The sequence below is a fragment of the Streptomyces sp. NPDC004126 genome (genome assembly GCF_050275515.1).
Taxonomy (GTDB): Bacteria; Actinomycetota; Actinomycetes; order Streptomycetales; family Streptomycetaceae; genus Streptomyces.
Genome location: NZ_JBNNPF010000002.1, coordinates 255,544 through 280,564, shown reverse-complemented (window position 1 = coordinate 280,564; position 25,021 = coordinate 255,544). Strand labels below are relative to the sequence as shown.

24 protein-coding genes are annotated in these 25,021 nt (G+C 74.6%); 15 read left to right on the top strand and 9 right to left on the bottom strand.

What is annotated here, in order from left to right; all coding sequences use genetic code 11:
* Nucleotides 1–19: 19 nt before the first annotated feature.
* The 5 genes from ACQKM2_RS03805 (at nucleotide 20) to ACQKM2_RS03785 (ending at nucleotide 6,841) form a co-directional block, all read left to right on the top strand.
* Nucleotides 20–2,242 (top strand): MMPL family transporter, encoded by a 2,223-nt coding sequence (locus ACQKM2_RS03805; RefSeq protein ID WP_427706201.1) that lies wholly within the window; start codon nucleotides 20–22, stop codon nucleotides 2,240–2,242.
* A complete protein-coding gene (locus tag ACQKM2_RS03800; protein ID WP_427706199.1) occupies nucleotides 2,239–2,970 on the top strand; it encodes a hypothetical protein in 732 nt (243 codons plus the stop codon). Before ACQKM2_RS03805 ends, ACQKM2_RS03800 begins: the two co-directional genes overlap by 4 nt.
* Before the next feature lie 101 nt (nucleotides 2,971–3,071).
* On the top strand, nucleotides 3,072–5,135 hold the full coding sequence (locus ACQKM2_RS03795; protein ID WP_427706197.1) for a SpoIIE family protein phosphatase: 2,064 nt from the start codon (nucleotides 3,072–3,074) through the stop codon (nucleotides 5,133–5,135).
* Between the two features lie 52 nt (nucleotides 5,136–5,187).
* On the top strand, nucleotides 5,188–6,270 hold the full coding sequence (locus ACQKM2_RS03790) for an NAD(P)-dependent oxidoreductase (RefSeq protein WP_427706195.1): 1,083 nt from the start codon (nucleotides 5,188–5,190) through the stop codon (nucleotides 6,268–6,270).
* Between the two features lie 133 nt (nucleotides 6,271–6,403).
* The gene (locus ACQKM2_RS03785; protein ID WP_427706193.1) at nucleotides 6,404–6,841 is read left to right on the top strand and encodes a hypothetical protein; all 438 of its coding nucleotides are present in this window, start codon (nucleotides 6,404–6,406) and stop codon (nucleotides 6,839–6,841) included.
* Between the two features lie 89 nt (nucleotides 6,842–6,930).
* Here the strand turns inward: ACQKM2_RS03785 and ACQKM2_RS03780 are convergent, their stop codons facing one another.
* From ACQKM2_RS03780 to ACQKM2_RS03755, 6 genes are all read right to left on the bottom strand, one after another.
* A complete protein-coding gene (locus ACQKM2_RS03780) occupies nucleotides 6,931–7,590 on the bottom strand; it encodes a DUF305 domain-containing protein (protein ID WP_427706191.1) in 660 nt (219 codons plus the stop codon).
* 70 nt (nucleotides 7,591–7,660) lie between these two features.
* Nucleotides 7,661–8,086, bottom strand: a complete 426-nt coding sequence (locus ACQKM2_RS03775) for a DUF6153 family protein (protein WP_427706189.1) — start codon at nucleotides 8,084–8,086, stop codon at nucleotides 7,661–7,663.
* Between the two features lie 97 nt (nucleotides 8,087–8,183).
* Nucleotides 8,184–9,230, bottom strand: coding sequence for a tyrosinase family protein (locus ACQKM2_RS03770; RefSeq protein WP_427706187.1), 1,047 nt, complete (start codon nucleotides 9,228–9,230; stop codon nucleotides 8,184–8,186).
* Nucleotides 9,217–9,693, bottom strand: a complete 477-nt coding sequence (locus ACQKM2_RS03765) for a hypothetical protein (protein WP_427706185.1) — start codon at nucleotides 9,691–9,693, stop codon at nucleotides 9,217–9,219. Before ACQKM2_RS03765 ends, ACQKM2_RS03770 begins: the two co-directional genes overlap by 14 nt.
* 120 nt (nucleotides 9,694–9,813) lie before the next feature.
* Nucleotides 9,814–10,947: an NUDIX domain-containing protein gene (locus tag ACQKM2_RS03760; protein ID WP_427706183.1), complete on the bottom strand. Its 1,134-nt coding sequence runs from the start codon at nucleotides 10,945–10,947 to the stop codon at nucleotides 9,814–9,816.
* Between the two features lie 19 nt (nucleotides 10,948–10,966).
* The gene (locus ACQKM2_RS03755; protein WP_427706181.1) at nucleotides 10,967–11,590 is read right to left on the bottom strand and encodes a LysE/ArgO family amino acid transporter; all 624 of its coding nucleotides are present in this window, start codon (nucleotides 11,588–11,590) and stop codon (nucleotides 10,967–10,969) included.
* Nucleotides 11,591–11,659: 69 nt separating this feature from the next.
* Here ACQKM2_RS03755 and ACQKM2_RS03750 point away from each other — a divergent pair, with 69 nt between their 5' ends.
* Nucleotides 11,660–12,565 (top strand): LysR family transcriptional regulator ArgP, encoded by a 906-nt coding sequence (locus ACQKM2_RS03750; protein WP_427706179.1) that lies wholly within the window; start codon nucleotides 11,660–11,662, stop codon nucleotides 12,563–12,565.
* Here ACQKM2_RS03750 and ACQKM2_RS03745 read toward each other — a convergent pair.
* Complete coding sequence (locus ACQKM2_RS03745; protein WP_427706177.1) at nucleotides 12,562–13,023, bottom strand: DUF1398 family protein; 462 nt, start codon at nucleotides 13,021–13,023, stop codon at nucleotides 12,562–12,564. The two genes, ACQKM2_RS03750 and ACQKM2_RS03745, sit on opposite strands and share 4 nt — an antisense overlap.
* Before the next feature lie 120 nt (nucleotides 13,024–13,143).
* Between ACQKM2_RS03745 and ACQKM2_RS03740 the strand changes: the two genes are divergently transcribed.
* Together ACQKM2_RS03740 and ACQKM2_RS03735 are read left to right on the top strand one after the other, a co-directional pair.
* Entirely contained in the window at nucleotides 13,144–13,659 is a 516-nt protein-coding gene (locus tag ACQKM2_RS03740; protein ID WP_427706175.1) for a MarR family winged helix-turn-helix transcriptional regulator, read from the top strand.
* On the top strand, nucleotides 13,656–14,402 hold the full coding sequence (locus ACQKM2_RS03735; RefSeq protein ID WP_427706173.1) for a DNA alkylation repair protein: 747 nt from the start codon (nucleotides 13,656–13,658) through the stop codon (nucleotides 14,400–14,402). The genes ACQKM2_RS03740 and ACQKM2_RS03735 overlap by 4 nt, the downstream gene beginning before the upstream one ends.
* 22 nt (nucleotides 14,403–14,424) lie before the next feature.
* On the opposite strand, the gene ACQKM2_RS03730 is transcribed toward ACQKM2_RS03735, so the two are convergent.
* Nucleotides 14,425–14,859, bottom strand: coding sequence for a GNAT family N-acetyltransferase (locus ACQKM2_RS03730; RefSeq protein ID WP_427706171.1), 435 nt, complete (start codon nucleotides 14,857–14,859; stop codon nucleotides 14,425–14,427).
* Between the two features lie 102 nt (nucleotides 14,860–14,961).
* Here ACQKM2_RS03730 and ACQKM2_RS03725 point away from each other — a divergent pair, with 102 nt between their 5' ends.
* The 6 genes from ACQKM2_RS03725 to ACQKM2_RS03700 all read left to right on the top strand — a co-directional run bounded on the left by ACQKM2_RS03725 (nucleotide 14,962) and on the right by ACQKM2_RS03700 (nucleotide 22,439).
* The gene (locus ACQKM2_RS03725; protein ID WP_427706169.1) at nucleotides 14,962–15,579 is read left to right on the top strand and encodes a dihydrofolate reductase family protein; all 618 of its coding nucleotides are present in this window, start codon (nucleotides 14,962–14,964) and stop codon (nucleotides 15,577–15,579) included.
* A 29-nt stretch (nucleotides 15,580–15,608) separates the two neighbouring features.
* The gene (locus ACQKM2_RS03720) at nucleotides 15,609–17,345 is read left to right on the top strand and encodes a protein kinase domain-containing protein (protein WP_427706167.1); all 1,737 of its coding nucleotides are present in this window, start codon (nucleotides 15,609–15,611) and stop codon (nucleotides 17,343–17,345) included.
* 87 nt (nucleotides 17,346–17,432) lie between these two features.
* Nucleotides 17,433–18,515 carry a magnesium/cobalt transporter CorA gene (corA, locus tag ACQKM2_RS03715; RefSeq protein ID WP_427706299.1) on the top strand — a complete coding sequence of 361 codons (1,083 nt, stop codon included), beginning with the start codon at nucleotides 17,433–17,435 and terminating at the stop codon, nucleotides 18,513–18,515.
* A 186-nt stretch (nucleotides 18,516–18,701) separates the two neighbouring features.
* On the top strand, nucleotides 18,702–19,514 hold the full coding sequence (locus ACQKM2_RS03710) for a chitosanase (protein WP_427706297.1): 813 nt from the start codon (nucleotides 18,702–18,704) through the stop codon (nucleotides 19,512–19,514).
* A 167-nt stretch (nucleotides 19,515–19,681) separates the two neighbouring features.
* A complete protein-coding gene (locus tag ACQKM2_RS03705) occupies nucleotides 19,682–20,035 on the top strand; it encodes a DUF805 domain-containing protein (protein ID WP_427706165.1) in 354 nt (117 codons plus the stop codon).
* Between the two features lie 184 nt (nucleotides 20,036–20,219).
* Nucleotides 20,220–22,439, top strand: coding sequence for an NADP-dependent isocitrate dehydrogenase (locus tag ACQKM2_RS03700; protein ID WP_427706163.1), 2,220 nt, complete (start codon nucleotides 20,220–20,222; stop codon nucleotides 22,437–22,439).
* A gap of 85 nt (nucleotides 22,440–22,524) precedes the next feature.
* Here ACQKM2_RS03700 and ACQKM2_RS03695 read toward each other — a convergent pair whose 3' ends face one another.
* On the bottom strand, nucleotides 22,525–22,998 hold the full coding sequence (locus ACQKM2_RS03695) for a hypothetical protein (RefSeq protein ID WP_427706161.1): 474 nt from the start codon (nucleotides 22,996–22,998) through the stop codon (nucleotides 22,525–22,527).
* Nucleotides 22,999–23,346: 348 nt separating this feature from the next.
* On the opposite strand from ACQKM2_RS03695, the gene ACQKM2_RS03690 reads away from it, so the two are divergent.
* Complete coding sequence (locus ACQKM2_RS03690) at nucleotides 23,347–24,966, top strand: glycoside hydrolase family 71 protein (protein ID WP_427706159.1); 1,620 nt, start codon at nucleotides 23,347–23,349, stop codon at nucleotides 24,964–24,966.
* Nucleotides 24,967–25,021: the final 55 nt, after the last annotated feature.

Genomic DNA, 25,021 nt, shown 5'->3' with positions numbered 1-25,021 from the left:
CACCCGCCAGGATCGGCCCATGAATCCCACCGACCAGGCCGGGCCGCCGCCCGGCGCCACCCCGCGCGGACTGCTCCACCGGACCGGCCGCGGCTGTGCCCGCCGGCCCTGGCTCGTGATCGCCTGCTGGCTCCTCGTCCTGCTGGCCGCCGTCGGCGCCGACCGGGCCTGGGGCGGCCGCTACGAGGACGACTTCACCCTCCCCGGCACCTCCGTCCAGACCGGCGCCGACCTCCTCGCCGCCCACGCGGGCCCCACCGCCCAGGGCACCCCCGCACAGATCGTCCTCACCGTCCCGGACGGGGACCTGGCGGCACACCGCCAGGCCGTCGAGGCCACCGGTAAGCGGCTGGCCGCCCTCCCCGGGGTGACCGCCGTCGCCGACCCGCTCGCCACGCCCGGCGCCACCACCCCGGACGGCCGCACCGGCTACTACACCGTCCGCTTCGACTCCAACCCGGCAGGCTTCGACCACTCCTACGCCGACCGGGTCGACGCGGCCACGGGCCCGCTGCGCGCCGACGGCGTCACCGTCGAGTACGGCGGCCCCCTCGGCAAGCTCGCCGCGCCCGCCGGCGCCGACCGCGCCTCCGAGGCCATCGGCATCGCCACCGCCGTGATCGTCCTGCTCCTCGGCTTCGGCAGCGTGGCCGCCGCCGCGTTCCCCCTGATCAGCGCCGTCATCGGGCTGCTCGCCGGGCTCGCCGGACTCGGCCTGCTCGCCGCCGGCCTCAGCTTCGCCGCCGTATCGCCCACCCTCGCCGTGATGATGGGCCTCGGCGTGGGCCTGGACTACTCGCTGTTCCTCGTCACCCGCCACCGCAAGCTGCTCCACACCCTCCCCGACCCGGCCGACGCCGCCGGACGCACCGTCGCCACCAGCGGCCGGGCCGTCCTCGTCGCCGCCCTCACCGTGACGGCGGCCCTCGGCGGCCTGTTCGCCTCCGGCGTCGGCTTCATCGGCATGCTGGGCATCGCCGCCGGGGCCACCGTACTGACCGGCGCCCTCGCCGCACTCACCCTGACCCCCGCCCTGCTGGGCCTGGCCGGCCACCGCATCGACCGGTTCCGCGTCCGGCCGCCCGTCGACGAACCCGACGGCGACGGGGACGTCTGGCAGCGCTGGGCCGCCGTCGTCGGCCGCCGCCCCTGGACCTTCCTGCTGCTGGGCGCCACCCTGCTCGCGGTGCTCGCCGTACCGGCCGCGTCCATGCGGCTCGGACACGTCGACGCGGGCGCCTCCCCGGCCCGGTCCACCGAACGCCGTGCCTATGACCTGCTCTCCGACGGCTTCGGACCGGGTGCCAACGGCCCCCTGACCGTCGTCGTCACCCTCGACAAGGACGGAGCCTCCGCCGAAGAGCGCACCGCCCTGGCCCGGGACCTCCAGCAGGCCCTCGCCCGCACCCCCGGAGTGGCCTCCGCCACCGCGCCCGCCCCCACCGCCGACGGCGCCCTGCTCGTCTCCACCGTCGTACCCGACAGCTCCCCGCAGGACCCGGCCACCGCCGCCCTGCTGCACAGGCTCGCCGACGACACCCTCCCCGACACCCTCGGCCCGCACCACGCCACCGGCTACCTCACCGGCCAGACCGCCGCCCAGCAGACCTTCCGCGACGTGCTCGCCGACCGGCTGCCCCTCGTCGTCGGCCTGGTCGTCGCGGCCGCCTTCGTCCTGCTCCTCGCCGTCTTCCGCAGCCCGCTGATCGCCCTCAAGGCGGCCCTGCTCAACCTGCTGTCGATCGGAGCCTCCTTCGGCGTCGTCGTCGCCGTCTTCCAGTGGGGCTGGGGGTCCGCCCTGCTCGGCGTCGACGAGAGCGTCCCCGTCGAGTCGTACGTGCCCATGATGATGTTCGCGATCGTCTTCGGCCTCTCCATGGACTACGAGGTCTTCCTGCTGGCCCGGATCCGCGAACACTGGCTGTCCGGCCGGGACAACGAGGCCGCCGTCGCCGCCGGACTCGCCTCCACCGCCCGCGTCATCACCTGCGCCGCGCTCATCATGACCAGCGTCTTCCTCGCCTTCCTCCTCTCGGAGAACCCGGTCGTCAAGATGCTCGCCCTCGGCCTCGGGGTCAGCGTCGTCCTCGACGCCACCGTCGTCCGGCTGGTCCTGGTCCCGGCCACCATGAACCTCCTCGGCCGCGCCAACTGGTGGATCCCCGCCTGGCTGGACCGGATCCTGCCCCGCCTGGACCCCGAGGGCGGCCCCGGCCACCAGGCACCGGAGGCACGGGCATGAACCCCACCACCACCGCACCACCGCCCCGGCCCGCCCCGGCCCCGGGCACCCCCCGCCGCCGACGCGCCCGGCTGCTCCTCGCCGGCGCCCTCGCCGCGGCCCTGCTGACCGGCGCCGCCGAGGCCGCCGCCACCGACGCCGTCGAAGGCCGCGTCGAGGACGCCCTGCGGCCCCGCCTCGGGCCCACCCGCGCCGACCTGCACGGATCCGGCCTGCTGGCCCTCGCCCGGGGCCGGGCCGACGGGATCACCGTCTCCGGGGACGAGGTCCCCCTCGGCCCCGTCACCGGAGCCTCCGTACGGCTGCGCCTCGACGGGCTCACCCTGCGCGGCGGCGGACGGGGCACCGCGGACGCCGCCAACGGGCGGATCACCGTACCCGCCGGAGCCGTCAGGGCCTGGCTCGGCGCGTCCGGCCTGCCGGTCACCGAGGTGACCCCCGACCCGGCCGCCGGCACCCTGCGCCTCGGCGCGGGCCCCGGCGGCGCGCTCACCGTCACCCTGCGCCCCGAACTGCGCGACGGACGGCTCGGCTTCACCCTCGACGGCGCCGCCCTGATGGGCGCCCCGGCCCCCGAGCGCCTCACCCAGGGCATCCGCGACCGCCTCGCCGCCCGCCCCCCGGCACCGCCCGGACCGGCCCTGGAACCCACCGCCGTACGGGTCACCGAGCGCGGCGTCGAGCTCACCCTCGACACCGGGCGGCTGCACCTCGCAGGCGGCGGGTAGCGGGCCCCGGGAGGCGGCGGCACCCGGACCGGCAGACGATGGAGGCGTGCAGGTGCCACCCGACCCGGCCGCCGCCGGCGGGCCCAGATGAGCGAGGCCCCGTGAACGAACAGGTCCCGGTCGACGAGCTGATCAGCAGCGCCGCGCAGGCCGCCGGAGGCTGGCTGGGCGCGCTGCCCGTCGCGCTCGTCGCCACCGGCGCCGACGGGACCGTCGTCCGCTGGAACCAGGTCGCGCAGGAGCTGCTCGGCTACACCCCGCCCCAGATGCTCGGCCGCAACATCGCCGACCTGCTGCACCCGGGGGCCGACCGCAGCCTCGGCCGCTCCCTGTGGGAGGCGGCCGCCTCCGGACGCGGGGTGATGGGCACCGTCACCGCCTGGCACCGCGACGGGCACCCCCTGGAAGTCGAGATCTGGGCCTCCCCGGTCTCCGACCGCCAGCACGGCTCGTCGGTGCTGGTCTTCGTCGCCGACGCGCACGCCGCCCGCCGCATCCGCGGGTCCTCGGCGGTCTGGGACGGCCTCTTCGCCCGCTCGCCCGTCGGCATCGCCATCCTCGACACCCAGCTGCGCTTCCTCCAGGTCAACGCCGCCCTCGAAGCCATGAACGGCCTGCCCGAATCCGCGCACGTCGGACGCCGCCTGGCCGAGATCCTCCCCGAGGTCAACGCCCTGGAGATGGAGGAGGCCATGCGGCAGGTCCTGGAGACCGGGAGACCGGTCCTGGACCGCCGCCGCGTCGGACGGACCCCCTCCGAACCGGAACACGACCGCGTGTGGTCCTGCTCCTACGTCCGGGTGGAGGACCCCGCCCGCATGCCGATCGGCGTGATCGCCTCCCTCGTCGACATCACCGAGCAGCAGCGCGACCACGTCGAAGCCGAAGCCGGCCGCCGCCGCCTCGCCCTGCTCAGCGAGGCCAGCATGCGCGTCGGCTCCAGCCTCGACCTGGAACGCACCGCACAGGAACTCGCCGACCTCGCCGTACCGCGCCTCGCCGACGCCGTCACCGTCGACGTCCTCGACGCCCTCGCCCGCGGGGACGAGCCCGGCATGGGGCTGACCGGCGGCGCGGCCCTGCGCAGGCTCGGCCGGGCCCCCCTGTCCGGGTCCCGGGTCACCGACATCCTCGCCCCCCTCGGCCGGACCCTCACCTTCCCCGCGACCGCCCCCTACACCCAGGCCCTCGCCGCCCGGCAGCCCTTCCTCATCGCCCGCCTCGACGACCAGGCCATCGCCCCCGCCGCACGCCACACGGCGAAACCCGCCCAACTGCTCACCGCGGGGGTGCACTCCTTCGTCATGGCCCCCCTCGTCGCCCGGGAATCGGTCCTCGGCGTCGCCACCTTCTACCGCACCCGCCCGGTCGGGCCGTTCACCGCCGAGGACGTCACCCTCGCCGGGGAACTCGCCGCCCGCGCCGCCCTCAGCATCGACAACGCCCGGCTCTACCACCGCGAGCACGAGACCGCCGTCATCCTCCAGCGCAGCATGCTCCCGCAGCACATCACCCCGCCGCCCGGCATCGAGGTCAGCCACCGCTACCTGCCCGCGAGCGACGTCAACGAAGTCGGCGGCGACTGGTACGACGTCCTCGCCCTCTCCGGAGGCAAGGCCGCCCTCCTCATCGGCGACGTGATGGGCCACGGCATCGCCGCCGCCGCCGTCATGGGCCGCCTCTCCGCCTCCGTCCGGTCCCTCTCGCGCCTGGACCTCTCGCCCGTACGGCTGCTGCACCAGCTCGAAGCCGCCCTCGCGGACCTCGCCGAACCGATGCTGGCCACCTTCCTCTACGTCGTCTGCGACCCGGCCACCGGACGCTGCACCGTCACCCGCGCCGGACACCCGCCGCCGGCCCTCGCCCTCCCGGACGGAACCGTCCGCCTCCTCGACACCCCGCCCGGGGTCCCGCTCGGCGTCGGGGGCATCGCGTTCACACCCACCGAGGTCGAGGTGCCGCCGGGCAGCCTCCTCGTCCTCTACACCGACGGCCTCATCGAAGCGCGCGGCAGCGACCTCGACGAACGGCTCGGCGAACTGACCCAGCTGCTCGCCGACCCCCAGCGCCAGCTGGACCACCTCTGCGACTCGCTGATCACCCACCTCGTCCCGGCGGCGGCCGACGACGACATCGCCCTGATGGTCGCCCGGGTCGGCGGCTGAACCCGCCACCCCGCCGGGCCCGTTGCCAGCGCTCCCGGGCATGATCGGACGCATGACACAGGGGGCGGGCGCGGTGCGCGCGAGGGTGCTGGTGCTGGACGCGGCACCGGGGAAGCTGCTCGGACGGGAGCTGGAGCGGCTCCTCGGCCACGGCCTGGAGGTGACGCTGAACCTGCGCCGCGTCGCCGACCCCGGCGCCGCCCGGGCCGAGTGGGCCGGGCGGGTGGAGTTCACCGACTTCGACGCCTTCGACGGGGAGGCGCTGCTCGCCGAGACCCTCCGGGACGGGGCCGGTCACGACGCCGTCAAGTCCCGGGGCGGCGTGCTCATGCGCGCGGGCTTCCTCGCCGCGGCCGCGGACCCCGCGCTCGCCCGCCCGCTGCGGGTCGTCGGCCGGGCCGGAGCCGGGACGGACCACGTGGACCTGGCCGCCGCCGCCCGGCACGGCGTCACCGTCACGCACACCCCGGGATCCAACGCGGCGGCCGTCGCCGAGTTCGCGCTGGCCCAGCTGCTCGCCCTCACCCGTGACCTCCGCGCGTACGACGAGGCCGCGCACCAGGGCCGCTGGCGGTCGCCCGCCGCACCGCCCCGCGGCCTGTCGGAGCTGACCCTCGGCATCGTCGGACTCGGCCGGATCGGGCTGGCCCTGGCCGAACGGGCCGCCGCCCTGGGCATGGACGTACGCGGCCTCGCGCGCCGCGCCCCGGCGGACGGCGCCCCGATACCCCTGGCGGAGTCCCTCCCGGCGCTGCTGGCCGGCAGCGACGTCGTCTCCCTCCACGTACCGCTCACCGACAGCACCCGCGGGATGATCGGGAAGGCCGAACTGGCGCTGATGCGCCCGGGGTCGGTCCTGCTCAACACCGCCCGGGGCGGCATCGTCGACGAGCAGGCCCTCGCCGACGCGCTGCGCGACCCCGGCCACCCCCTGGCGGCGGCCGCCGTGGACACCTTCGCGCACGAGCACGCCGCCTTCGCCTCGCCCCTCTTCGGCCTGCCGGGCGCCCTGCTGACCCCGCACGTCGCCGGGATGACCGGCAGCGCCATGACCACGGCGGCCCTGAGCTGCGCGGACCACGTCGCGGCCCTGCTCGGCGGACGCCCGCAGGGGATACCCGTGGCGACGGCCTGACGACGTCCAGGGCCGGGCGGGGACTCGTTCGGGTGAAGTCAGGCCTCAGGGCGAGAGGGGTGGGTAGGCCTGCCGCCGAGGTTCCGCGCACCATGCACCGGAGCCGATCGTCCCGGCCGCCCCTGGAGGGCCCATGTCCATCGCACGCCGTATCCCCCAGCTGCTGACCGCCGCCTCCGTCGCCGTGCTCCTCTCCGTCGCCGGAGCGGGACTCGCCGCCCCGGCGACCGGAGCCACGTCCGCCGCGGCGGCGGAGCGTTCGGCCCGGGTGCCCGGGTTCAACGCGGGCGGGGTGTACGACATCTACCAGAGCAACGCGACCGTCCACGTGGACTTCTCGCAGAACGCGGAGGGGCGCCTTTTCGGCTCGGTGAGCTCCGGCAACACCGTCGGCAACGTCCGGGAGGGTTCGGTCGACGGCCAGCAGATCTACTTCGTGATCGCCTGGTCGCACGGCCCGGTGGGCCGCTACACGGGAACGCGGGGCCCGGACGGCCGCCTCTCGGGTACGACGTACGACCTGACCAACCCGTCCAGCCAGGCGACCTGGCGCACCGAGCGCCGGTTCTGAACGGCCCGGTTGCCGGATGGCCGGAGGACCGGGTGGCCGGATGGCCGGGGAGCCCCGCGGGTCCGTGCGGGGCTCCCCGGCCGCCGGGGTCAGCCCTTGCCGAGGAGCTTGTTCATCCGGGTGATCTCGGCGCTCTGCGAGCTGACGATGGCGGCGGCCATGTCCTTGGCGGGCTGGTACTTCCCGTCGGCCTGCTCCGTCTTGGCCATGGCCACGGCACCCTCGTGGTGCTTGACCATCAGGTCGAGGAACGCGGTGTCGAAGGCCTTCCCGCCGGCCTTCGTGAGCTGGTCCATCTCCTCGCCGGTCATCATCCCGGACATGGAGTGGCCGCCGTGCCCGCCCTGTGCGGCATCGGCCGCCGGGACCTGCTCGCCCCAGGCGGTCAGCCAGCCGGACAGGGTCTTGATCTCCGGGTCCTGGGCCTTCTTGATCTCGGCGGCGAGCTCCTTGACCTCGGCCGATTCGGCGCGGGTCGCGGCGAGGTCCGCCATCTCCACCGCCTGGCGGTGGTGCGGGATCATCCCCTTGGCGAAGGCGGTGTCGGCGGCGTTGTTCGCGGCCTGCGTCCGGCCGGCGGAGGCCGACGGCGAGGCGGACGCCGACGCGGATGCCGGGGCGTCGTGGCCGCCGCCGTGGGCGGAGGAGCCGGAGTCGCCCTGCCCGCCGCAGGCGGCGAGGACGAGGGCGGCGGTGGCGGCCGCGGCCAGGGCGGTGGTGCGGCGGATCAGGGAACGCTTGACGGTCATGGTGGTGCTTCTCCTGTCGGGGTGCGTACGGGCGTGCGTGCTCGGCCGGCGGGAAGCCGGCGGGCCGCGCCTATACGCGCAGGAGTTGCAGTTCGCTCAGGGACGGGGGCGCGCGCCCGCAGGCCGTCGCCCCGAGCACGGCCCCGAGCGCGACCCCGGCACCGGCGGGGGTCCCGCCGGGCGCGGCCGCCGGGGCGTACAGCACGGGGGCGCCGCTGGTGCCGGACGCGGCGCAGGTCGGGTCGGCGTGCTGGGCGTGGCCGCCGGCGGGCCCCTCGTGGTCGGGGCCGTCGGCGTGGACGCAGTCGCAGGGGTCGGCCGGCGGGTGCGCCGCGGCCGCCGCGTGGGCGGCGGCGTGCGCCGCGGCCGGCGGGAGGGCTCCCGGGCCGAGGCCGTGCATGCCGACGATCCCCATGAGCACGGCCAGTACGAGGAGCAGCCGCGCGGGCGGCCCGGAGGGCCTCCTCGTGCGTCCGGCCTGCGTACTCGTCCTCATGGCGGCATCGTAGAGGACCCTCCGGAGATACTCCAAAGGGGTAGGGGGTATGTCCCGGAACCCGTTCCTCCCGCTCCTCCGGTTCCTCCGCGCCCGCTCACGGGGCGGCGTACCGGTAGCCGACCGCGTCGACCGTCGCGGTGTCCAGCATCCCGCGCACCGTCGCCGCCGGTTCGGCGGAGAAGTCCGGCAGCAGCGGCTTGACCGCGGGGTCGAGGTCGACGTCGAAGCCCGCCGCGCCGTGCACCCAGGGCCACATCACGTCGTCGATCCGGTGCCCCTGCGGCGCCTCCTCCAGGCTGAAGGGGGAGCGCTGGTGCTGCGGCGGATAGTGGTCGGACGGTGTGGAACCGGGCACGGCGGCGAGCCGCCCGCGCTGCCAGTTCGCCCACAGCCGGTCCACGTTCGCGTGGTGGAGCCAGAACACGGGGTCGTTGGGGGAGTAGGCCCCCGACATGTGGCCGCCGACGAAGTTGTGGCCCCGGTTGTGCGTGCGCGGGGTGACCGACGCCGCGCCCTGCTCCAGGACCAGCCAGAAGAACCAGAGCGGATGCGCCCCGGGCTGCACCACGAGGAGCTGCTCCAGCTGGGCGATGCGCGCCGCCGGGGGCGGCCAGCCCACCCCCACGCTGCCCCGGGCCAGGCGGCTGCCGAACTCCTCCGCCAGCAGCGGGTGCACGGGGAAGCCGTTCGCCCCCGCCGGCCACCAGGCCGGCCGCTCCGGCACCGGCAGGGGGTCGCGCAGCGGCCCGTCGGCGACCGGTGCGGGGCCGCCCGTGCGCAGCGAGCCGAGGAACTCCGGCACGAACACCCTGGCCATGGCGCCGGTGTGGTCGCTCCAGTCCCAGTAAGGGATCGTGACGCCCGGCACCTCCGCCTGCAGGGCCCGCTCGAACTCCCTCAGGTACCTGCGGTGCCAGGCGCAGAAGCCGATGTCCCAGTGGCCGTAGTTGACGCGCTCGCCGGGCGGCAGTCCGGGGGCGATGACGGCCATCACGGCTCCGTGCAGCGCGACGAACTGGTCGTAGACGCTCACCCCCGCCGGACCGCCGGGTGCGGGGCGGTGCTTGAGCCGTACGACGGCCTGCAGGAACGCGTCCCGCTGGTCGGCGGTGAGCGAGGCCGCGCTCCTACGGATGTCCATGGCCGCCGTGGTGGTGTTCGAGGTGCCCCGCCGCCGGGACCGGGTGCAGCCCGGCGAAGAACGGGCGCGCGGGGTCGTCGCTGAGCAGCCGGGTGAGCAGCGCGCGGAAGGTCTCGGTGGTCGTCGTGTGCAGCACCAGCTCGCTCTGGTACATGCTCGCCGGTCCGAGCCCGATCTCCAGGACGGCGCCCGCGCGGTGCGTCTCCACCGTGACCGGCGCTTCCTGGATGCCCGTGAGCCCGCAGTGGAGGGTGCCCTCCAGGCAGCCCGCCAGCTCTTCGAGCCGCTGCGCCGTGCAGCCCTCGAAGGGGGAGAGGGTGGTCAGCAGCCGCAGCCGCTCGAAGAGCATCAGCGGACCGGTGACGGTGATCCGCAGCTCGGTGCTGTCGGCCAGCAGGTCGACGAGGCCGGGCCCGCCCTTGGACAGCACCACCGAGGCGGTGCTGGGTGGCGCCGGGGGCATGGGCCGCCCCTTTCGGTGGTGGGAGCAGGTCCGGCCGGGTGCGCGGGAGCCACCGGGCCGTCGCCGTCGAGTCTCCCGCCGCCCGGCCGCCCCGGCGATCCCGCGAAGGCCGAACGGGTCTCAGGGCGGGCCCGCCCGGCGCCCCGAGTGGAGTTCCAGCGGGCCGGAGCCCTCGGCCAGGGCCGTCAGACAGGCCTCGATCTGGCGGCGCAGCTTGGGCTTCACCAGACCCCGCAGCTCCTCGCGGCGCGCCGTGCGCCACTCCAGCAGCTCGGCGGGCGGCAGCCGGATCGCCGCGAACTCGGCCGGGCCCAGGACCCCGCCGTCGTAGAGGAAGCGGATCCGCGCCGGGTAGCCGGGCCGGTGGGTCCAGTTGACGGCGAGGAGGCGGCCGGGGTCCCGCTCCAGTCCGGTCTCCTCGCGGACCTCGCGCGCCGCCGCGTCCCGCGGGGTTTCGCCGAGGTCGCTGTCGACGCCGCCGCCGGGCAGCAGCCAGCGGCCCGGCTCGCCGTAGCCGGGCCGGACCAGCAGGATCCCGCCGGCCCCGTCGGTGAACAGCACATTCGCGGCGGTGAGGGCCTTGGGCCGGGCCGCGCGGTGGCCGGCCGGGTCGTAGCGGCCGGAGTGCTCCAGGGCGGCGCGGTCGGCCGGGTCCAGCCCGGCGGGTGAGCCGGGCTGCGGGACGCCGTCGACCAGGTGCGCGACGGAGCCGGAGTACAGGGCGGCCAGCCCGGCGCGCAGCCGGGGCGCCAGCCGGTCGGGCAGCTGCGCCCCGGCCTCGTCCGGGGTGAGCCAGCGGGCCTCGGCGACCTCCCCGTCCGCGTAGGCGATCCCTTCGGCGTCTTCGTCGGTCAGCGGCCCCACGAGGTGGACGTGGACCACGAGCGAACGGCCGAGCGCGCCCGGCGGACAGGAGTCCACGGCCAGCAGCCGGCCGACCGGGACGGACAGGTCCAGCTCCTCCGCCAGCTCCCGGGCCAGGCCCTGTTCCGGGGTCTCGGTCTCCTCCACCGTGCCGCCGGGCAGTTCGAGCCCGTCCTTGTACGAGGGGGTCAGCACGAGGACCCGGCCCCGCCGGTCCAGCACGATGCCGGTCGCGGCGACGAGCGGGGACGGCCGGGCCGCGTAGTAGGCGCGCACGGCCTCGGGCGACGGGCGGTCGGGCACGGCGGCGGCTCCGGGGTCGGGGGCGATGGGGAGCGGGGAGGGGACGGCGTACCGGAACGGGTACCGGCCCACCGGAAGCAGTACCACGTCCCGTCCCGGCCCTGCCTCAGGCGCGGGCGAGGAGCATTCCGCCCATCGTGACCATCGTGGCGGCCACCAGCCCGTCCAGCACCCGCCAGGCCCCCGGCCGTGACAGCGGGCCGCTGAGCAGCCGGGCGCCGTAGCCCAGGGTGGCGAACCAGATCAGGCTGGCCAGCCCGGCGCCGATGCCGAAGGCCCAGCGCAGGTCGCCCCGGTCGGCGGCAAGCGAGCCCACCAGCAGGACGGTGTCCAGGTAGACGTGCGGGTTGAGCCAGGTCATGGCCAGGCAGGTGAGCACCGCCGCCCGGACGGACCCGGTGGTGGTGCCCTCGGCGGTGAGGGCCGCGCCGGGGGCGGGGCGCAGCACCCGCCGGGCCGCGAGGATCCCGTAGCAGATCAGGAAGCCGCCGCCGGCGATGCCCACGGCGGTCAGGGCGGCGGGCCAGGCGGTGACGAAGGCGCCGACCCCGGCCACGCCGAGGAAGATGAGCACCGCGTCGGAGACGGCGCAGATCGCGACCACCGCCAGGACGGCGTGCCGCCGCGCGCCCTGGCGCAGCACGAAGGCGTTCTGCGCGCCGATCGCGACGATGAGGGAGAGGCCGGTACCGAAACCGGCCAGTAGTGCTGTGGTGATGCCGTTCGTCATGGTCCGACCGTAAGGACCCGCGCGCCCTCCCGTACAGCTAAAGATTTTTACGTATCATTAGCGCCCGTGATGGACGAGCTTCCCCTGGAACAGGTCCGGACCCTCCTCGCGGTCGTCGACGAGGGCACCTTCGACGCGGCCGCCGCCGCCCTGCACGTGACGCCCTCGGCCGTGAGCCAGCGGGTCAAGGCCCTCGAACAGCGCACCGGACGGGTGCTGCTGATGCGGACCAAGCCGGTCCGGGCGACGGAGTCCGGAGAGGTGGTCATCCGCTTCGCCCGGCAGCTGGCCCGGCTGGAACGGGACGCGCGTGCCGAGCTGGGCATGGGGATGGCCGACGGCCTCGGCCCGGTCCGGATGCCGATCGCCGTCAACGCGGACTCGCTGGCCACCTGGTTCCTGCCCGCCCTCACCCGGGTGCCGCAGGAGCCGCCCATCTGCTTCGAGCTGTACCGCGAGGACGAGTCCCACACCACGGCCCTGCTGCGGGAGGGCCAGGTCATGGCGGCCGTCACCTCCTCGCCCGACCCGGTGGCCGGCTGCACGGTACGGGCGCTGGGGCTGGTCCGCTACCTGCCGGTGGCGAGCCCCGACTTCGCCGCCCGGCACCTGACCGGGGCGCCGGCCCGGGACCTGCGGGAGGCCCCGCTGGTCGTCTTCGACCGGCGCGACGTCCTCCAGGACGACTTCGTCCGCGCGCTCACCGGCGGCGCCTCGCCCGCCTCGGCCGCACGTCACCTCGTACCCACCTCGGAGGGCTACCGGGACGCGGTGGCGGCGGGCCTCGGCTGGGGGCTGGTACCCGAACCGCAGGCGGAACCGCTGCTGGAGAGCGGCGCGCTCGTGCCGCTCGTCCAGGGCCGGTGGCTGGACGTACCGCTGTACTGGCAGCAGTGGAAGCTGGACTCGCCCGCGCTCGCCCTGGTCGCCCGGGTGGTCGCCGAAACGGCCATGGACGAGCTGCGGCCGGTCTAGGCAGCGTCCCCGGGGGCGTGCGGGGCCGCCCCGGGCAGGACGACGGCCGGGTAGTCCTCGGTGTAGGACTCGCCGCGGGTGCCGTGGTAGGTGCAGGTGCGGGCCGCGGTGTCCACGTCGTACCAGACGACGCCGGCGTCCCAGGAGGCGCGGACGAACTCGGGGAACGTCGTCTTCCCGGCCTGGTCCGCGCGCAGCGCCGCCACCAGGGCCTCCCGGTCGAACGGCGGCGCCTGCACCGGGCCGGTGACCAGCGGCTCGCCCTGGATCACGACGTCGCCGTGTTCGGTCAGGTAGAGGAACGCGTTGGACGGGACGGCCATGCGGCAGCGGGTCACGCCGGACCGGCGCAGGCTCTCGGCCAGGTAGGGGAAGCCGCCGACCTCGGGGCGGACGGCGGCGCCCCGCTCCAGGGCGGCCTGGAGGTTGGCGATCGCGGCGGTGGTGGGGGTGGTCATGGTGTCTCCCTGGTGCTGCGGTGGGGGGGGCGTGCGTCGGGGACGGGATGCGCGCCGGATATGCCATCATGGTGACATAGCGACAACATGTTGTCGAATATGTCGAGGGGAGCCGAGGTAATGACGCAGGAGCTGGCCCTGCTCGTGGCCGACGTGTTCGAGGCCGCGGGCGCGCTGCGCCGCGCGGGCGAGGCGCTGGCGGCGGCGGAAGGGCAGACGCAGGCCCGCTGGCAGCTGATGAGCGTGGTGAGCGAGGAGCCCCTGCCCGTGGCACGGGCCGCACGCCGCCTCGGGGTCACCCGGCAGGGCGTGCAGCGCATCGCCAACGAACTCGTACGCGACGGCCTCGGCGAGTTCCGCGACAACCCCGACCACCGGACCTCGCCCCTGCTCGCCCTGACCCCCGGCGGTCGCGGCGCACTGGCGGCGATCACCCGCCGGGCCGAGGCCGCGCACGCGGTGATGGGGGAGGGGCTCTCCCCGGCCGACCTCGCGGCCGTACGGACCCTCCTGCGGCGGCTGACGAGGCAGACGGACCAGTGGGCCGAGGTCGAGGCCGGCGGCGATGCCGGCGGCGTGCGACGCGGCCCACGCTCCCGCGCCGCGGCCGGCCGCGCGGCGGAGGACGGATCGTGAACCGCGACGGCGACGGCGACGGCACCGCGGCGGCGGCCGACCCGGTCCGGGAGCTACGGGCCGCACTGGACGCACTCGCGGACCCGGTCCGCGCGGCGAGCCAGCGCGCCTACCTCAAGAGCGACCTGCACCACCTCGGGATCGGCGTCCCCGACCTCCGCCGCTGCGTCACCCGCGGCCGCCGGCGGCTCGGCCGGCTCCCGGCCCCCGAGATCACGGCCCTCGCCCGCCGCCTGTGGTCCCCGCCCGACGGCGGCGGAACGCCCGTGTACGAATACCGCTGGGCGGCCGTCGAGACGCTGGTGCAATACGCGGGAGCGCTCCGCGCCGCGGACCTGGAGGACGTCGAGGCCCTGCTGCGGGAGTGCCGGACCTGGGCGCTCGTCGACCCCCTCTCCGTGCACTGCGCCGGCGTGATCGCGCTGAGCGATCCGGCCGCCGGCGCCGTGCTCGACCGGTGGGTCCGCGACCCCGACTTCTGGCTCCGCCGCGCCGCGCTGCTGGCCCTGCTGCCCGGGATCCGCGCCGGCCGCCCCGACACCGGCCGCCTCACCCGCTACGCGGACGCCCTCGTCGACGAACGGGAGTTCTTCCTCCGCAAGGCCCTGGGCTGGGTGCTGCGCGAGACCTCCACCCGCGACCCGGACTTCGTCGTCGACTGGCTCGACCGCCACGGATCCCGCGTGGCGCCGCTCACCCGCCGGGAGGCGCTGCGCCGCCTGGGCGCTGCGGACACCCCCTAGTCCGCCGGACCGGGCGGGCGGGTCACGGGCCCAGTTCCCTGCTGAAGTGGAAGGCCACGATGTCCATGCGCTCGCGCAGGTAGAAGCGGTGGGCGTCGGTGCGCTGGGTGCCCGAGTCGAGGTTGAGCTCGTGGCACCCGGCCGCGCGGGCGTGCGCCTCCAGGTGGGCGAGGAGTCCGTGCCCGACACCGGTGGAGCGGGCGGACGCCGCCGTCACCAGGTCGTCGACGTAGAGCCCCCGCAGCGAACTGGTGTTGTCGATGATCCGCCAGCCGGCCGCCCCGACGCAGCTGCCGTCGTCCGCGTAGGCGGCGGTGAAGCGCAGCCCCTGCGCCCGCCCGTTCTCGTACACCTGCCGGAAGAGCTCTTCGGTGAGATGGGGGCGCAGCTCGCGCAGGACCGGCAGGAGGTCGTCGGTCAGGCGCGGGTCGCCGGGTTCGAAGTCGATGATCTTCACGCCCGCACGATACCGCCGGCCCCTTCCGCACGGCCCGGGTGTGGCCCTCCGGGGCGGGGCGTCTACTGGGTGGGAGAGCCCCGACCTCCCTGGAGCGCCCCGATGAGGAAGATCACCGCAGAGCTGTTCATCTCGCTCGACGGCGTCGTGGAGGCGCCGCACGAATGGCACTTCCCCTACTTCGACGACCGGATGGGTGCGGCCGTCGACGCCGTCGTCGGCTCCGCCGACACCCTGCTCCTCGGCCGCAGGACGTACGACGGCTTCGCCGGCGCCTGGCCCGGCCGGGAGGCGGACGGCGGCGAGGACGCCGACTTCGCCAAGCGGCTCGGCGACGCCCGGAAGATCGTCGTTTCCCGGCAGCCGCTCGACCTCACCTGGCGCAACTCCGAACTCCTCGACGGGGAACTCGTCGAGGCCGTCGCGGCGTTGAAGGAGGAGCCGGGCGAACGGCCGATCGTCATCAGCGGCTCGGTGTCCGTCGTCCGCCAACTGCTGGCCGCCGGACTGCTGGACCGGCTCCACCTGCTCGTCCACCCCGTCGTGCTGGGCAAGGGCATGCGCCTCTTCGAGGAGGGCGAGCCCCCGATCCCGCTCGAACTGCTCTCCAGCGAGGCCTTCGGCACCGGCGTCCTCAACCTCTTCTACGCCCCCGCCGAGCGGCCCGGCCGGGCCGGTTACGAGGAGGCGAAGGCCCATCTGCCGCGCGGTGAAGGGTAGGGGGTGTCCGCCCGGAGCGCCCGCCGATCATGCCTCTACGCTTGTGCCCCGTCAGATCGTCGAGACGGACGACCGGTCGTGGAACGGAGCATGCGGTGCCAGCGGGCCAAGCGGGGGAAGCGAACGACGGGGACCTCGTCGGCAAGGTGCTCGGAGGGCGCTACCGGGTGACCTCCGTGGTCGGCCGGGGCGGCATGGGCGTGGTCGCCCGCGCCGTCGACGAACTGCTCGCCCGCGAGGTCGCCGTCAAGGTCCTGCGGGCTTACACCGACGCCAGCGACGAGGAACTGGCCGACCTGCGCACCCGGATGGAGCGCGAGGCACAGGCCGCCGCACGCATCCGGCACCCCGGCGTGGTCACCGTCCACGACGTCACGCACGAGCAGGGCCTGCCCGTCATCGTCATGGAACTCGTCGACGGGCCCTCGCTCGACGACTCGGTCACCCGGTACGGCGCGCTCGACCCGCAGGAGGCCGCCGCGATCGGCGCCAAGCTGATGGACGCGCTGGACGCCGCGCACCGGGCCGGCGTCCTGCACCGGGACGTGAAGCCGGGCAACGTGCTGCTGGAGCGGGGCGGCCGGGTCGTGCTCACCGACTTCGGCATCGCCACCATCGAGTCCTCCGACGACGAGGCCCTCGCCAAGCTCACCCGCAGCGGCCAGCTCGTCGGCTCCCTCGACTACCTGCCCCCGGAGCGCGCGCAGGGCCGGGAGCCCGGACCCGCCTCGGACATCTGGTCGCTCGGGATGACCCTGTACGCGGCGGTGGAGGGGGTGTCGCCGTTCCGCCGCACCTCGGTGTGGTCCACGCTCGCCGCGATCGTCGGGGACCCGCTGCCCGAACCGCGCCGCGCGGGGCCGCTCGCGCCGGTGCTGCGGGCGCTGATGGCGAAGGAGCCGGAGCACCGGCCCACGGCCGAGCAGGCCCGCGCGATGCTGGAGCGGGTCGCGGCGGGCGGCGCGGCCGAGCCGTCGCCGTACGCGCCCGGGGCCGCGGCGGTGCCGGCCGCCCCCGGGTTCGGGCCCCCGCCGGCGGCGGGCCCCGGTCCCGGTCCCGGGCCTCGGCCCGGTCCGGGCGGCGGCGTAACGTTTCCGCAGCCCTACGCCCCCGCCGCCCCACAGCCGGGCTTCCCCCCGCAGGGCCCCCCGCCCGGCCAGTCGCCCACGGTCGCCCGGTCCGGATCGGCGGACGCCGACCGGGCGCGCCGCCGCAGCCGCGCCGCGATCGCCGTCGCGGTGGCCGCCGTACTCGCCGCGGGCGGGGTCACCTACGCCGTGACCTCGGACGGCGGCGGCGCGGTGGCCGCGGCGCCCACACCGGCGCCCGGCGGCTCCCCGACGGGCGGCGGGCAGCCCGCCACGGCCGCCCCGGGCCCCTCGCCCTCCGTCTCCGGGCCCACGGCCAAGCCCTCCGCGAGCACCTCGAAGAAGCCGGGCACGCCGTCGCCCTCCGGGAAGCAGTCCTCGCCCGCGCCGGGCGGGCCCAGCCCCGTACCGACGGGCTGCGCCGGCTGGACCCACCGGGACCCGAAGCCGGGGACGTACGGGTACATATCCGGCGACCACCACCTGCTGGCCGCGCCGTACCAGCAGTGCGCCCAGGGCGCCCTGGTCAAGGACGGCACGAAGCTCTGGTACCACTGCTACATCGTCAACTCGTACGGCAACCAGTGGACGTTCGTGCGCGTGGAGGGCACCAACGCCACCGGGTGGCTCTACAACCGCGACCTCAAGGGACAGAAGGGCTCCTCCCCGGCCTGCTAGGCGGTGGGCGCGGGCGGGTGGCGGAGCCGCCGGCCGGGCGGTGGCAGACTGGCCGCTGATCCGCCGAAGGGGAGTACGCCCGTGTCCATGTTCAGCAACCTGCGCCGTGCCGTGCGCCGCGGCTACCGGCGGGCCGTCGACCTCAGCCACCCCGCCCGCTCCCCGCTCGGCAGCGCCGTCGTCAACTGCGTGGTCTACCAGGACGGCATCCGCCAGGACGGCTGCGCGGAGGTGGAGGAGGCCCTGCGCCGGGTGCGCAAGACGGGCGCCGGCTTCGTCTGGATCGGCCTGCACGAACCCTCGCAGCAGGAGCTGGCCGGCCTCGCGGAGCTGTTCGGCCTGCACCCGCTCGCCGTCGAGGACGCCGTCAACGCCCACCAGCGGCCGAAGGTGGAGCGCTACGACGAGACGCTCTTCGCCGTCTTCAAGACCGTGCGCTACGTCGAGCACGAGGAGCTGACCGCGACGAGCGAGGTGGTGGAGACCGGCGAACTGATGGCCTTCATCGGCGAGGACTTCGTCATCACCATCCGGCACGGCGGACGCGGCACCCTCGGCCCGGTCCGGGAGGCCCTGGAAGCGGAGCCGGACCAGCTGGCCAAGGGGCCGGCGGCCGTCCTGCACGCCATGGCGGACCACGTGGTGGACGACTACGTGGCCGTGACGGACGCGGTGCAGAGCGACATGGACGCCGTGGAGACGGCCGTGTTCAGCGAACACGGCGGCCGGGGCGACGCGGGCCGGATCTACCAGCTCAAGCGCGAGCTCCTCGAACTCCGCCGCGCGGTGGCCCCCCTCGACCGGCCCCTCCAGCACCTGGCGACACAGCCGATACCGGTGATCCCGGCGGAGGTCCGCGCGTACTTCCGCGACGTCGCCGACCACCTGACGCGGGCCACCGAGCAGATCGGCGCGTACGACGGCCTCCTCGACTCCATCCTCCAGGCGCACCTGGCGCAGGTGACGGTCGCGCAGAACGAGGACATGCGCAAGATCACGGCGTGGGCGGCGATAGTGGCCGTGCCGACGATGGTCTGCGGGGTGTACGGGATGAACTTCGACCACATGCCCGAGCTGCACTGGACCTACGGCTACCCGCTGGTCCTCGCGGTGATGGCGACCGCCTGCTTCGTGATCCACCGGGGGTTCAGGCGCAACGGCTGGATCTAGGCGGCTGCCGCTGCCCTGCCGGGGCCGTTGTCCCGGCGGCCCCGTCAAGGGGGAGGGGTGTATTCCGGACGGGGTCGCCGGAGGGGTGTTCCCTGCCTCCAAGGTCTGGTAGGAAAGTTTCCTAACGGATCAGGGACAGCCCAACCACCCCATGGAGGCCCTGTGTTCACTCCCCGTCGCAAGACGATGGCCGCCGGCGCCCTGCTCGGCGCCGCCCTCCTCACCGCCCCGGTCGCGGCGCACGCCACCGCCGCCCCGCCCGCCCCCACGGCCGGGGTCACGGCCGCCGCCACCGGACTCGACGACCCGGCGAAGAAGGACATCGCCATGCGGATCGTCTCCAGCGCCGAGAACTCCTCCCTCGACTGGAAGGCCCAGTACAAGTACATCGAGGACATAGGCGACGGCCGCGGCTACACCGCCGGCATCATCGGCTTCTGTTCCGGCACCGGCGACATGCTCGACCTCGTCGAGTACTACACCCAGGTCAAGCCCGGGAACGTGCTCGCCAAGTACCTCCCCGCCCTCCGCAAGGTCAACGGCGGAGACTCGCACGCCGGACTCGATCCGAACTTCACCAGGGACTGGGCCAAGGCCGCCCAGGACGCGGAGTTCAAGAAGGCCCAGGACCACGAGCGCGACCGCGTCTACTTCAACCCCGCCGTCGGGCAGGGCAAGTCCGACGGGGTCGGCACCCTCGGCCAGTTCATCTACTACGACGCCATCGTCATGCACGGCGACGGCGGCGACTCCACCAGCTTCCGCAACATCCGCAAGCGGGCCCTCGCCAAGGCCAAGCCGCCGGCCCAGGGCGGCAACGAGACCGCGTGGCTGAACGCCTTCCTCGACGCCCGCGTCTGGGCGATGAAGCAGGAGGAGGCCCACAGCGACACCAGCCGCGTCGACACCGCCCAGCGGGTCTTCCTGAAGAAGGGCAATCTGGGCCTCGACACCCCGCTGGAATGGAAGGTCTACGGGGACTCCTACCGCATCGGCTGAGGCACCCGGGGCACCAGTGGCAGACGTCGTCAACTCCCCCTGAAAACAACCCCGGTGGCCTAAATCAGGCACCCGGCGATGGCTTGGGCGCGACGGCCCCAGGGCATAACCCGGGCCCGGCCCCTTTCAGGCCGAAGGGCCGTCGATGCCGTCCTTAGGGGGGACTCGTGCACTACTACGTCGACGTCATCAAGCGCTACGCGGACTTCTCCGGCCGCGCGCGCCGCCAGGAGTACTGGATGTTCGTCCTGTGCAGCATCCCGATCATGATCGTGGCGATCGCGGTGGACTTCGCGCTCGGCAGCTACCCGGTCATCTTCTACATCTACAACCTCGCCGTCTTCCTCCCCACCCTGGGCCTGAGCATCCGCCGGCTGCACGACACCGGCAGGTCCGGCTGGTGGTACCTGGTCGGCTTCATCCCGTTCGTCGGCTGGATCGCGATCATCGTCCTGATGGCCCTGGAGGGCGACGCCGGTCCGAACGAGTACGGCGCGAACCCCAAGCAGGTCACCGCCTGAAACGCACGGCGCAGCGGCGCCGCCGCGGGCCCCCGGGGCCCGCGGCGGCGCCTTTCGCGTTGCCGTGACGCGCGTCTCCCCGGCTCTTGGGGCAGGGGGCTGTCCAGACATGCCCGATCACGAGATATCTTGATGTCGAGCAATGTTGCAGACGAGAGACGCAGACTGTGGAGCGGAGCATCCGGTGACTGACTCGACCATCATCTACACGCACACTGACGAGGCCCCGGCCCTCGCGACGTATTCCTTCCTGCCTGTGATCCAGGCCTACGCGTCGACGGCCGGTGTGAATGTCGAGACCCGTGACATCTCCCTGGCCGGTCGGATCATCGCCGTCTTCCCCGAGTACCTCGAGGAGGGGCAGCGGATCGCCGACGCCCTCGCCGAGCTCGGCGAGCTGGCGAAGACCCCCGAGGCCAACATCATCAAGCTGCCCAACATCTCGGCCTCGATCCCGCAGCTGAAGGCCGCGGTCGCCGAGCTCCAGGGCCAGGGCTACGCCCTTCCGGACTACCCGGACGACCCGAAGTCGGACGAGGAGCGCGAGATCCGCGCCCGCTACGACAAGGTCAAGGGCAGCGCCGTCAACCCGGTCCTGCGCGAGGGCAACTCCGACCGCCGCGCCCCCGCCTCGGTGAAGAACTACGCGAAGGCCCACCCGCACCGCATGGGTGCCTGGTCCTCCGAGTCGAAGACGAACGTCGCCACCATGGGCGAGAACGACTTCCGCTCCACCGAGAAGTCCGCCGTGATCGCCGAGGCCGGCGCGCTGCGCATCGAGCACGTCGCCGCCGACGGCACCACCACGGTGCTGCGCGAGTCCGTACCGGTCCTCGCCGGTGAGGTTGTGGACGCGTCCGTCCTGCACGTCGACGCCCTGCGCACCTTCCTGAACGACCAGATCGAGCGTGCCAAGGCCGAGGGCGTCCTGTTCTCCGTGCACCTCAAGGCCACGATGATGAAGGTCTCCGACCCGATCATCTTCGGCCACGTGGTCCGCGCCTTCTTCCCGAAGACCTTCGCCCGCTACGGCGAGACCCTCGCCGCCGCCGGCCTGTCCCCGAACGACGGCCTCGGCACCATCCTGAACGGCCTCGGCGGCCTCGCCGACGGCGACGCGATCAAGGCCTCCTTCGACGCCGAGATCGCCGAGGGCCCGGCCCTCGCGATGGTCGACTCCGACAAGGGCATCACCAACCTGCACGTGCCGTCCGACGTCATCGTCGACGCCTCCATGCCGGCCATGATCCGCACCTCCGGCCACATGTGGGGCCCGGACGGCGCCGAGGCCGACACCCTCGCCGTCCTCCCGGACAGCAGCTACGCGGGCGTCTACCAGGCCGTCGTCGAGGACTGCCGCGCCCACGGCGCGTTCGACCCGGCCACCATGGGCTCGGTGCCGAACGTCGGCCTCATGGCCCAGAAGGCCGAGGAGTACGGCAGCCACGACAAGACCTTCGAGATCGCCGCCGCGGGCACCGTCCGCGTCGTCGACGCCGCGGGCGACGTGCTCATCGAGCAGGAGGTCGCCGTCGGCGACATCTTCCGCGCCTGCCAGACCAAGGACCTGCCGATCCAGGACTGGGTCAAGCTCGCCGTCACCCGCGCCCGCGCCACCGGCGCCCCGGCCGTCTTCTGGCTCGACGAGACCCGCGCCCACGACGCGCAGCTCATCGCCAAGGTCAAGACGTACCTCGCGGACCACGACACCGAGGGCCTGACCATCGAGGTCCTCTCCCCGGTCGAGGCCACGAAGTACTCCCTGGAGCGCATCCGCCGCGGCGAGGACACCATCTCGGTGACCGGCAACGTGCTGCGCGACTACCTGACCGACCTCTTCCCGATCCTGGAGCTGGGCACCAGCGCCAAGATGCTGTCGGTCGTCCCGCTGATGGCGGGCGGCGGCCTCTTCGAGACGGGCGCCGGCGGCTCCGCCCCGAAGCACGTCCAGCAGCTGGTCAAGGAGAACTACCTCCGCTGGGACTCGCTGGGCGAGTTCTTCGCGCTGGCCGCCTCCTTCGAGCACCTCGCCGCCACCACCGGCAACGCCCGCGCCCAGGTCCTGGCCGACACCCTGGACCGCGCCACCGGCACCTTCCTCAACGAGGACAAGTCGCCGACCCGTCGCCTCGGCGGCATCGACAACCGCGGCAGCCACTTCTTCCTCGCCCTGTACTGGGCGCAGGAGCTGGCCGGCCAGAGCGACGACGCGCAGCTCGCGGAGGCCTTCGCGCCGCTCGCCAAGACGCTGGCCGAGCAGGAGACGGCCATCGTCGCCGAGCTGAACGCCGTCCAGGGCTCCCCGGCCGAGATCGGCGGCTACTACCAGCCCGACCCGGCCAAGGCCGCCGAGGTCATGCGTCCCTCCGCGACGCTGAACCAGGCGCTCGCCATCCTGGGCTGACGCCCACGGCGGTAGCCAGTCCGCGTTCCGCCCCGGCCGGGCCCCGTGCCCGGCCGGGGCGGACGCGTGTCCGGACGCCCGCGGCTCAGAGCCGGTGCACCCGGCCCTGGCCCACGGCGAGGGGATGCCGGCCGGCCGCCAGGATGCGCAGCCCGGGTGCGGCGGCGAGCAGCTCCCGCAGCCAGGTCAGCGCCTCGGGGTCGAGCCGGTCGCTGCCGTCCAGGACCAGCAGCATGTCCCGCTCCGCCATCCAGGACGCGGCGTTGGCCGTGCCGCAGGGCAGGAAGGGCATGCCCGGTACGCAGCCCAGCGCGGCCACGAGGCCGCGTACGCCGCCGTCCGGGCTGACGGTGACCACCGCGGCCCCGTCGCAGAAGTTGGACGCCAGCCGCCGGGCGACGTCCCGCACCAGCAGGCTCCGGGCCTCGTGGAACCGGCCCGTGACCGTCAGCACCCGGCCCCGCCGGACGGCGGTGAGCAGGTGGGAGAGTTCGGTGGACGTGGTCGGCAGTGTTCCGGTCGCTCCGCCCGATGGTGTCGGCCGGGAGTCCCCCATCATCACGATGCCCCCCGTTGCATACGTGACCCAGTGCGGCACGAGGGTTGTTTCGAGCCGCGTGACGATGATTATGCGTCAATTCGGCAGTATGGCCAGGGGAATGTCGTATTCCGGCGCATGCTCCGGAAACGCCCTGGTCAGCCGTTGCCCTGCCGGGCCGGTGGATGCGCTGTGCCACTGACCGCCCGGCCCCGGCCGCGGGTCCGGCGCGGGGCCGCGCGGGGTGCCGGAGCCGTACGTGCCGAGCCCGGCTCAGGCGGCGGACGGTTGTCCGCGGGACGCCGATCGGCTCTACTGCCGGAAGGCCCCGGCTGCGGGGCGGGGGCGATTGCACCGGGAGGGGACCGGATGACGGCACAGGGGCCGCGCTCACGCCGGTCCGGGCACCGGACCGCCGTGCTGGTCGCCGTCCTCCTGCTGGCCGGCGCCGCGGCCGGCATCGCCTGGGACCCCTTCACCGCCGCGGCCGGCCGGGACGGAGCCGCGTCCGCCGCCGCGCCCCGGACGCCGGGGCCCTCCGCCAGACCGGACCACGGCGGGGAGACCCCGGCCCCGCCCTCCCCGGCGGCACCGGCCCCGAGCGCCGCCCCCGCCCGCCCCGCCGCCGGGCCCCTGCCGTTCGACCTGCCCGCACCGGCCGTGCTCCGCTCCGGCGATGCCGGACGCAGGCTGGTGTTCGCCCACTACTTCCCCCCGTACCCGCTCTCCCTCGACAACGCGAGCGCGGAGGACGACTACTACACCCGCCACTACCTCGACCCCCGCGGTGAGAACGGCAGGCACCAGCGGTACGGCGGCCTGCTCCGCGACCGCCCGCCGCCCGTCCCGCCCAAGGGCGGTGACTGGGAGTACGCCAACCTCCGGCAGGAGGTCCGCACCGCCCGCGACGCCGGCATCGACGGCTTCACCCTCGACCTGCTCTCCCTCTCCGGGAAGAACCGGGAGCGCGCGGAGCTCCTGATGAAGGCGGCCCACGCCGTCGACCCGGCCTTCAAGGTCATGCTGATGCCGGACATGACCTCCCTGGACACCGACGACCCCGCCGTGCTCGCCGACGCCCTCGCGGCCCTCGGCGGCAACCCCGCCGCGCACCGGCTCGACGACGGCCGGCTCGTCGTCTCCCCCTTCAAGGCCGAGCAGAAGGGCGCCGACTGGTGGCGCCGCGTCCTGGACCTGCTGCAGTCCCGGCACGGAGTCCGCACCGCCCTCGTCCCGCTCTTCCTCGACCTCGGCGCGAACGCCGACGCCTTCGCACCCATCAGCCACGGCTTCTCGGAGTGGGGCAGCCGCAGCCACACCGGCCAGGAGGGCGCGGCCGACGACGTCCGGCGGGCCCACGCCAAGGGCCGGATCTGGATGCAGCCCGTGTCCGTCCAGGACGCCCGCCCGAACCAGGGGATCTACGACGAGGCCGGCAACACCGCCACCCTGCGCTCCACCTGGACCCACGCCATCGAGGACGGCGCCGACTGGGTGCAGCTGACCACCTGGAACGACTACTCCGAGAGCAGCCAGTTCGCCCCCTCCGAGCACAACGGCCACGCCTACCTGGACCTCGCCTCGTACTATCTGACCCGCTTCAAGACCGGCGGCTGGCCGCCGATCGTCCGCGACACGCTCTACCTCACCGGCCGCACCCAGTTCGCGGCCGCCGCTCCGGCGGGCGGCCAGTCGCTGCTGATGTCCCTGCGCAAGGGCAGTGCCCCCGCCCGGGACACCGTGGAGGTGCTCAGCTTCCTGACGGAGCCCGCGACCGTCCGCGCCGCCGTCGGCCCCACCGCGCGGGAGCACCCGGCCCCGGCCGGCGTCCACGCCGAACTGCTGCCGCTGCGGCCCGGCACCAGCGCGGCGGAGGCGGTCCGCGGCGGGAGGACCACCGCCCGGGTGGAGCTGCCGTACGCCGCGGACGACCGGGTACCGGTGCAGGACCTCCAGTACCACGCGGCGACCAGCGGCCGCCCGCGCTGACGGGACACCGGGCGGAGGACGGGCGGACGTCCGGCCGCCAGGCAGGCCAATCCGG

Coding starts and splice junctions, on each gene's coding strand:
- ACQKM2_RS03805 (WP_427706201.1), top strand. CDS start 20: ATGAATCCCACCGACCAGGCCGGGCCGCCGCCCGGCGCCACCCCGCGC.
- ACQKM2_RS03800 (WP_427706199.1), top strand. CDS start 2,239: ATGAACCCCACCACCACCGCACCACCGCCCCGGCCCGCCCCGGCCCCG.
- ACQKM2_RS03790 (WP_427706195.1), top strand. CDS start 5,188: ATGACACAGGGGGCGGGCGCGGTGCGCGCGAGGGTGCTGGTGCTGGAC.
- ACQKM2_RS03785 (WP_427706193.1), top strand. CDS start 6,404: ATGTCCATCGCACGCCGTATCCCCCAGCTGCTGACCGCCGCCTCCGTC.
- ACQKM2_RS03780 (WP_427706191.1), bottom strand. CDS start 7,590: ATGACCGTCAAGCGTTCCCTGATCCGCCGCACCACCGCCCTGGCCGCG.
- ACQKM2_RS03775 (WP_427706189.1), bottom strand. CDS start 8,086: ATGAGGACGAGTACGCAGGCCGGACGCACGAGGAGGCCCTCCGGGCCG.
- ACQKM2_RS03770 (WP_427706187.1), bottom strand. CDS start 9,230: ATGGACATCCGTAGGAGCGCGGCCTCGCTCACCGCCGACCAGCGGGAC.
- ACQKM2_RS03765 (WP_427706185.1), bottom strand. CDS start 9,693: ATGCCCCCGGCGCCACCCAGCACCGCCTCGGTGGTGCTGTCCAAGGGC.
- ACQKM2_RS03755 (WP_427706181.1), bottom strand. CDS start 11,590: ATGACGAACGGCATCACCACAGCACTACTGGCCGGTTTCGGTACCGGC.
- ACQKM2_RS03750 (WP_427706179.1), top strand. CDS start 11,660: ATGGACGAGCTTCCCCTGGAACAGGTCCGGACCCTCCTCGCGGTCGTC.
- ACQKM2_RS03745 (WP_427706177.1), bottom strand. CDS start 13,023: ATGACCACCCCCACCACCGCCGCGATCGCCAACCTCCAGGCCGCCCTG.
- ACQKM2_RS03740 (WP_427706175.1), top strand. CDS start 13,144: ATGACGCAGGAGCTGGCCCTGCTCGTGGCCGACGTGTTCGAGGCCGCG.
- ACQKM2_RS03725 (WP_427706169.1), top strand. CDS start 14,962: ATGAGGAAGATCACCGCAGAGCTGTTCATCTCGCTCGACGGCGTCGTG.
- ACQKM2_RS03720 (WP_427706167.1), top strand. CDS start 15,609: ATGCCTCTACGCTTGTGCCCCGTCAGATCGTCGAGACGGACGACCGGT.
- corA (WP_427706299.1), top strand. CDS start 17,433: ATGTTCAGCAACCTGCGCCGTGCCGTGCGCCGCGGCTACCGGCGGGCC.
- ACQKM2_RS03710 (WP_427706297.1), top strand. CDS start 18,702: ATGGCCGCCGGCGCCCTGCTCGGCGCCGCCCTCCTCACCGCCCCGGTC.
- ACQKM2_RS03695 (WP_427706161.1), bottom strand. CDS start 22,998: ATGATGGGGGACTCCCGGCCGACACCATCGGGCGGAGCGACCGGAACA.
- ACQKM2_RS03690 (WP_427706159.1), top strand. CDS start 23,347: ATGACGGCACAGGGGCCGCGCTCACGCCGGTCCGGGCACCGGACCGCC.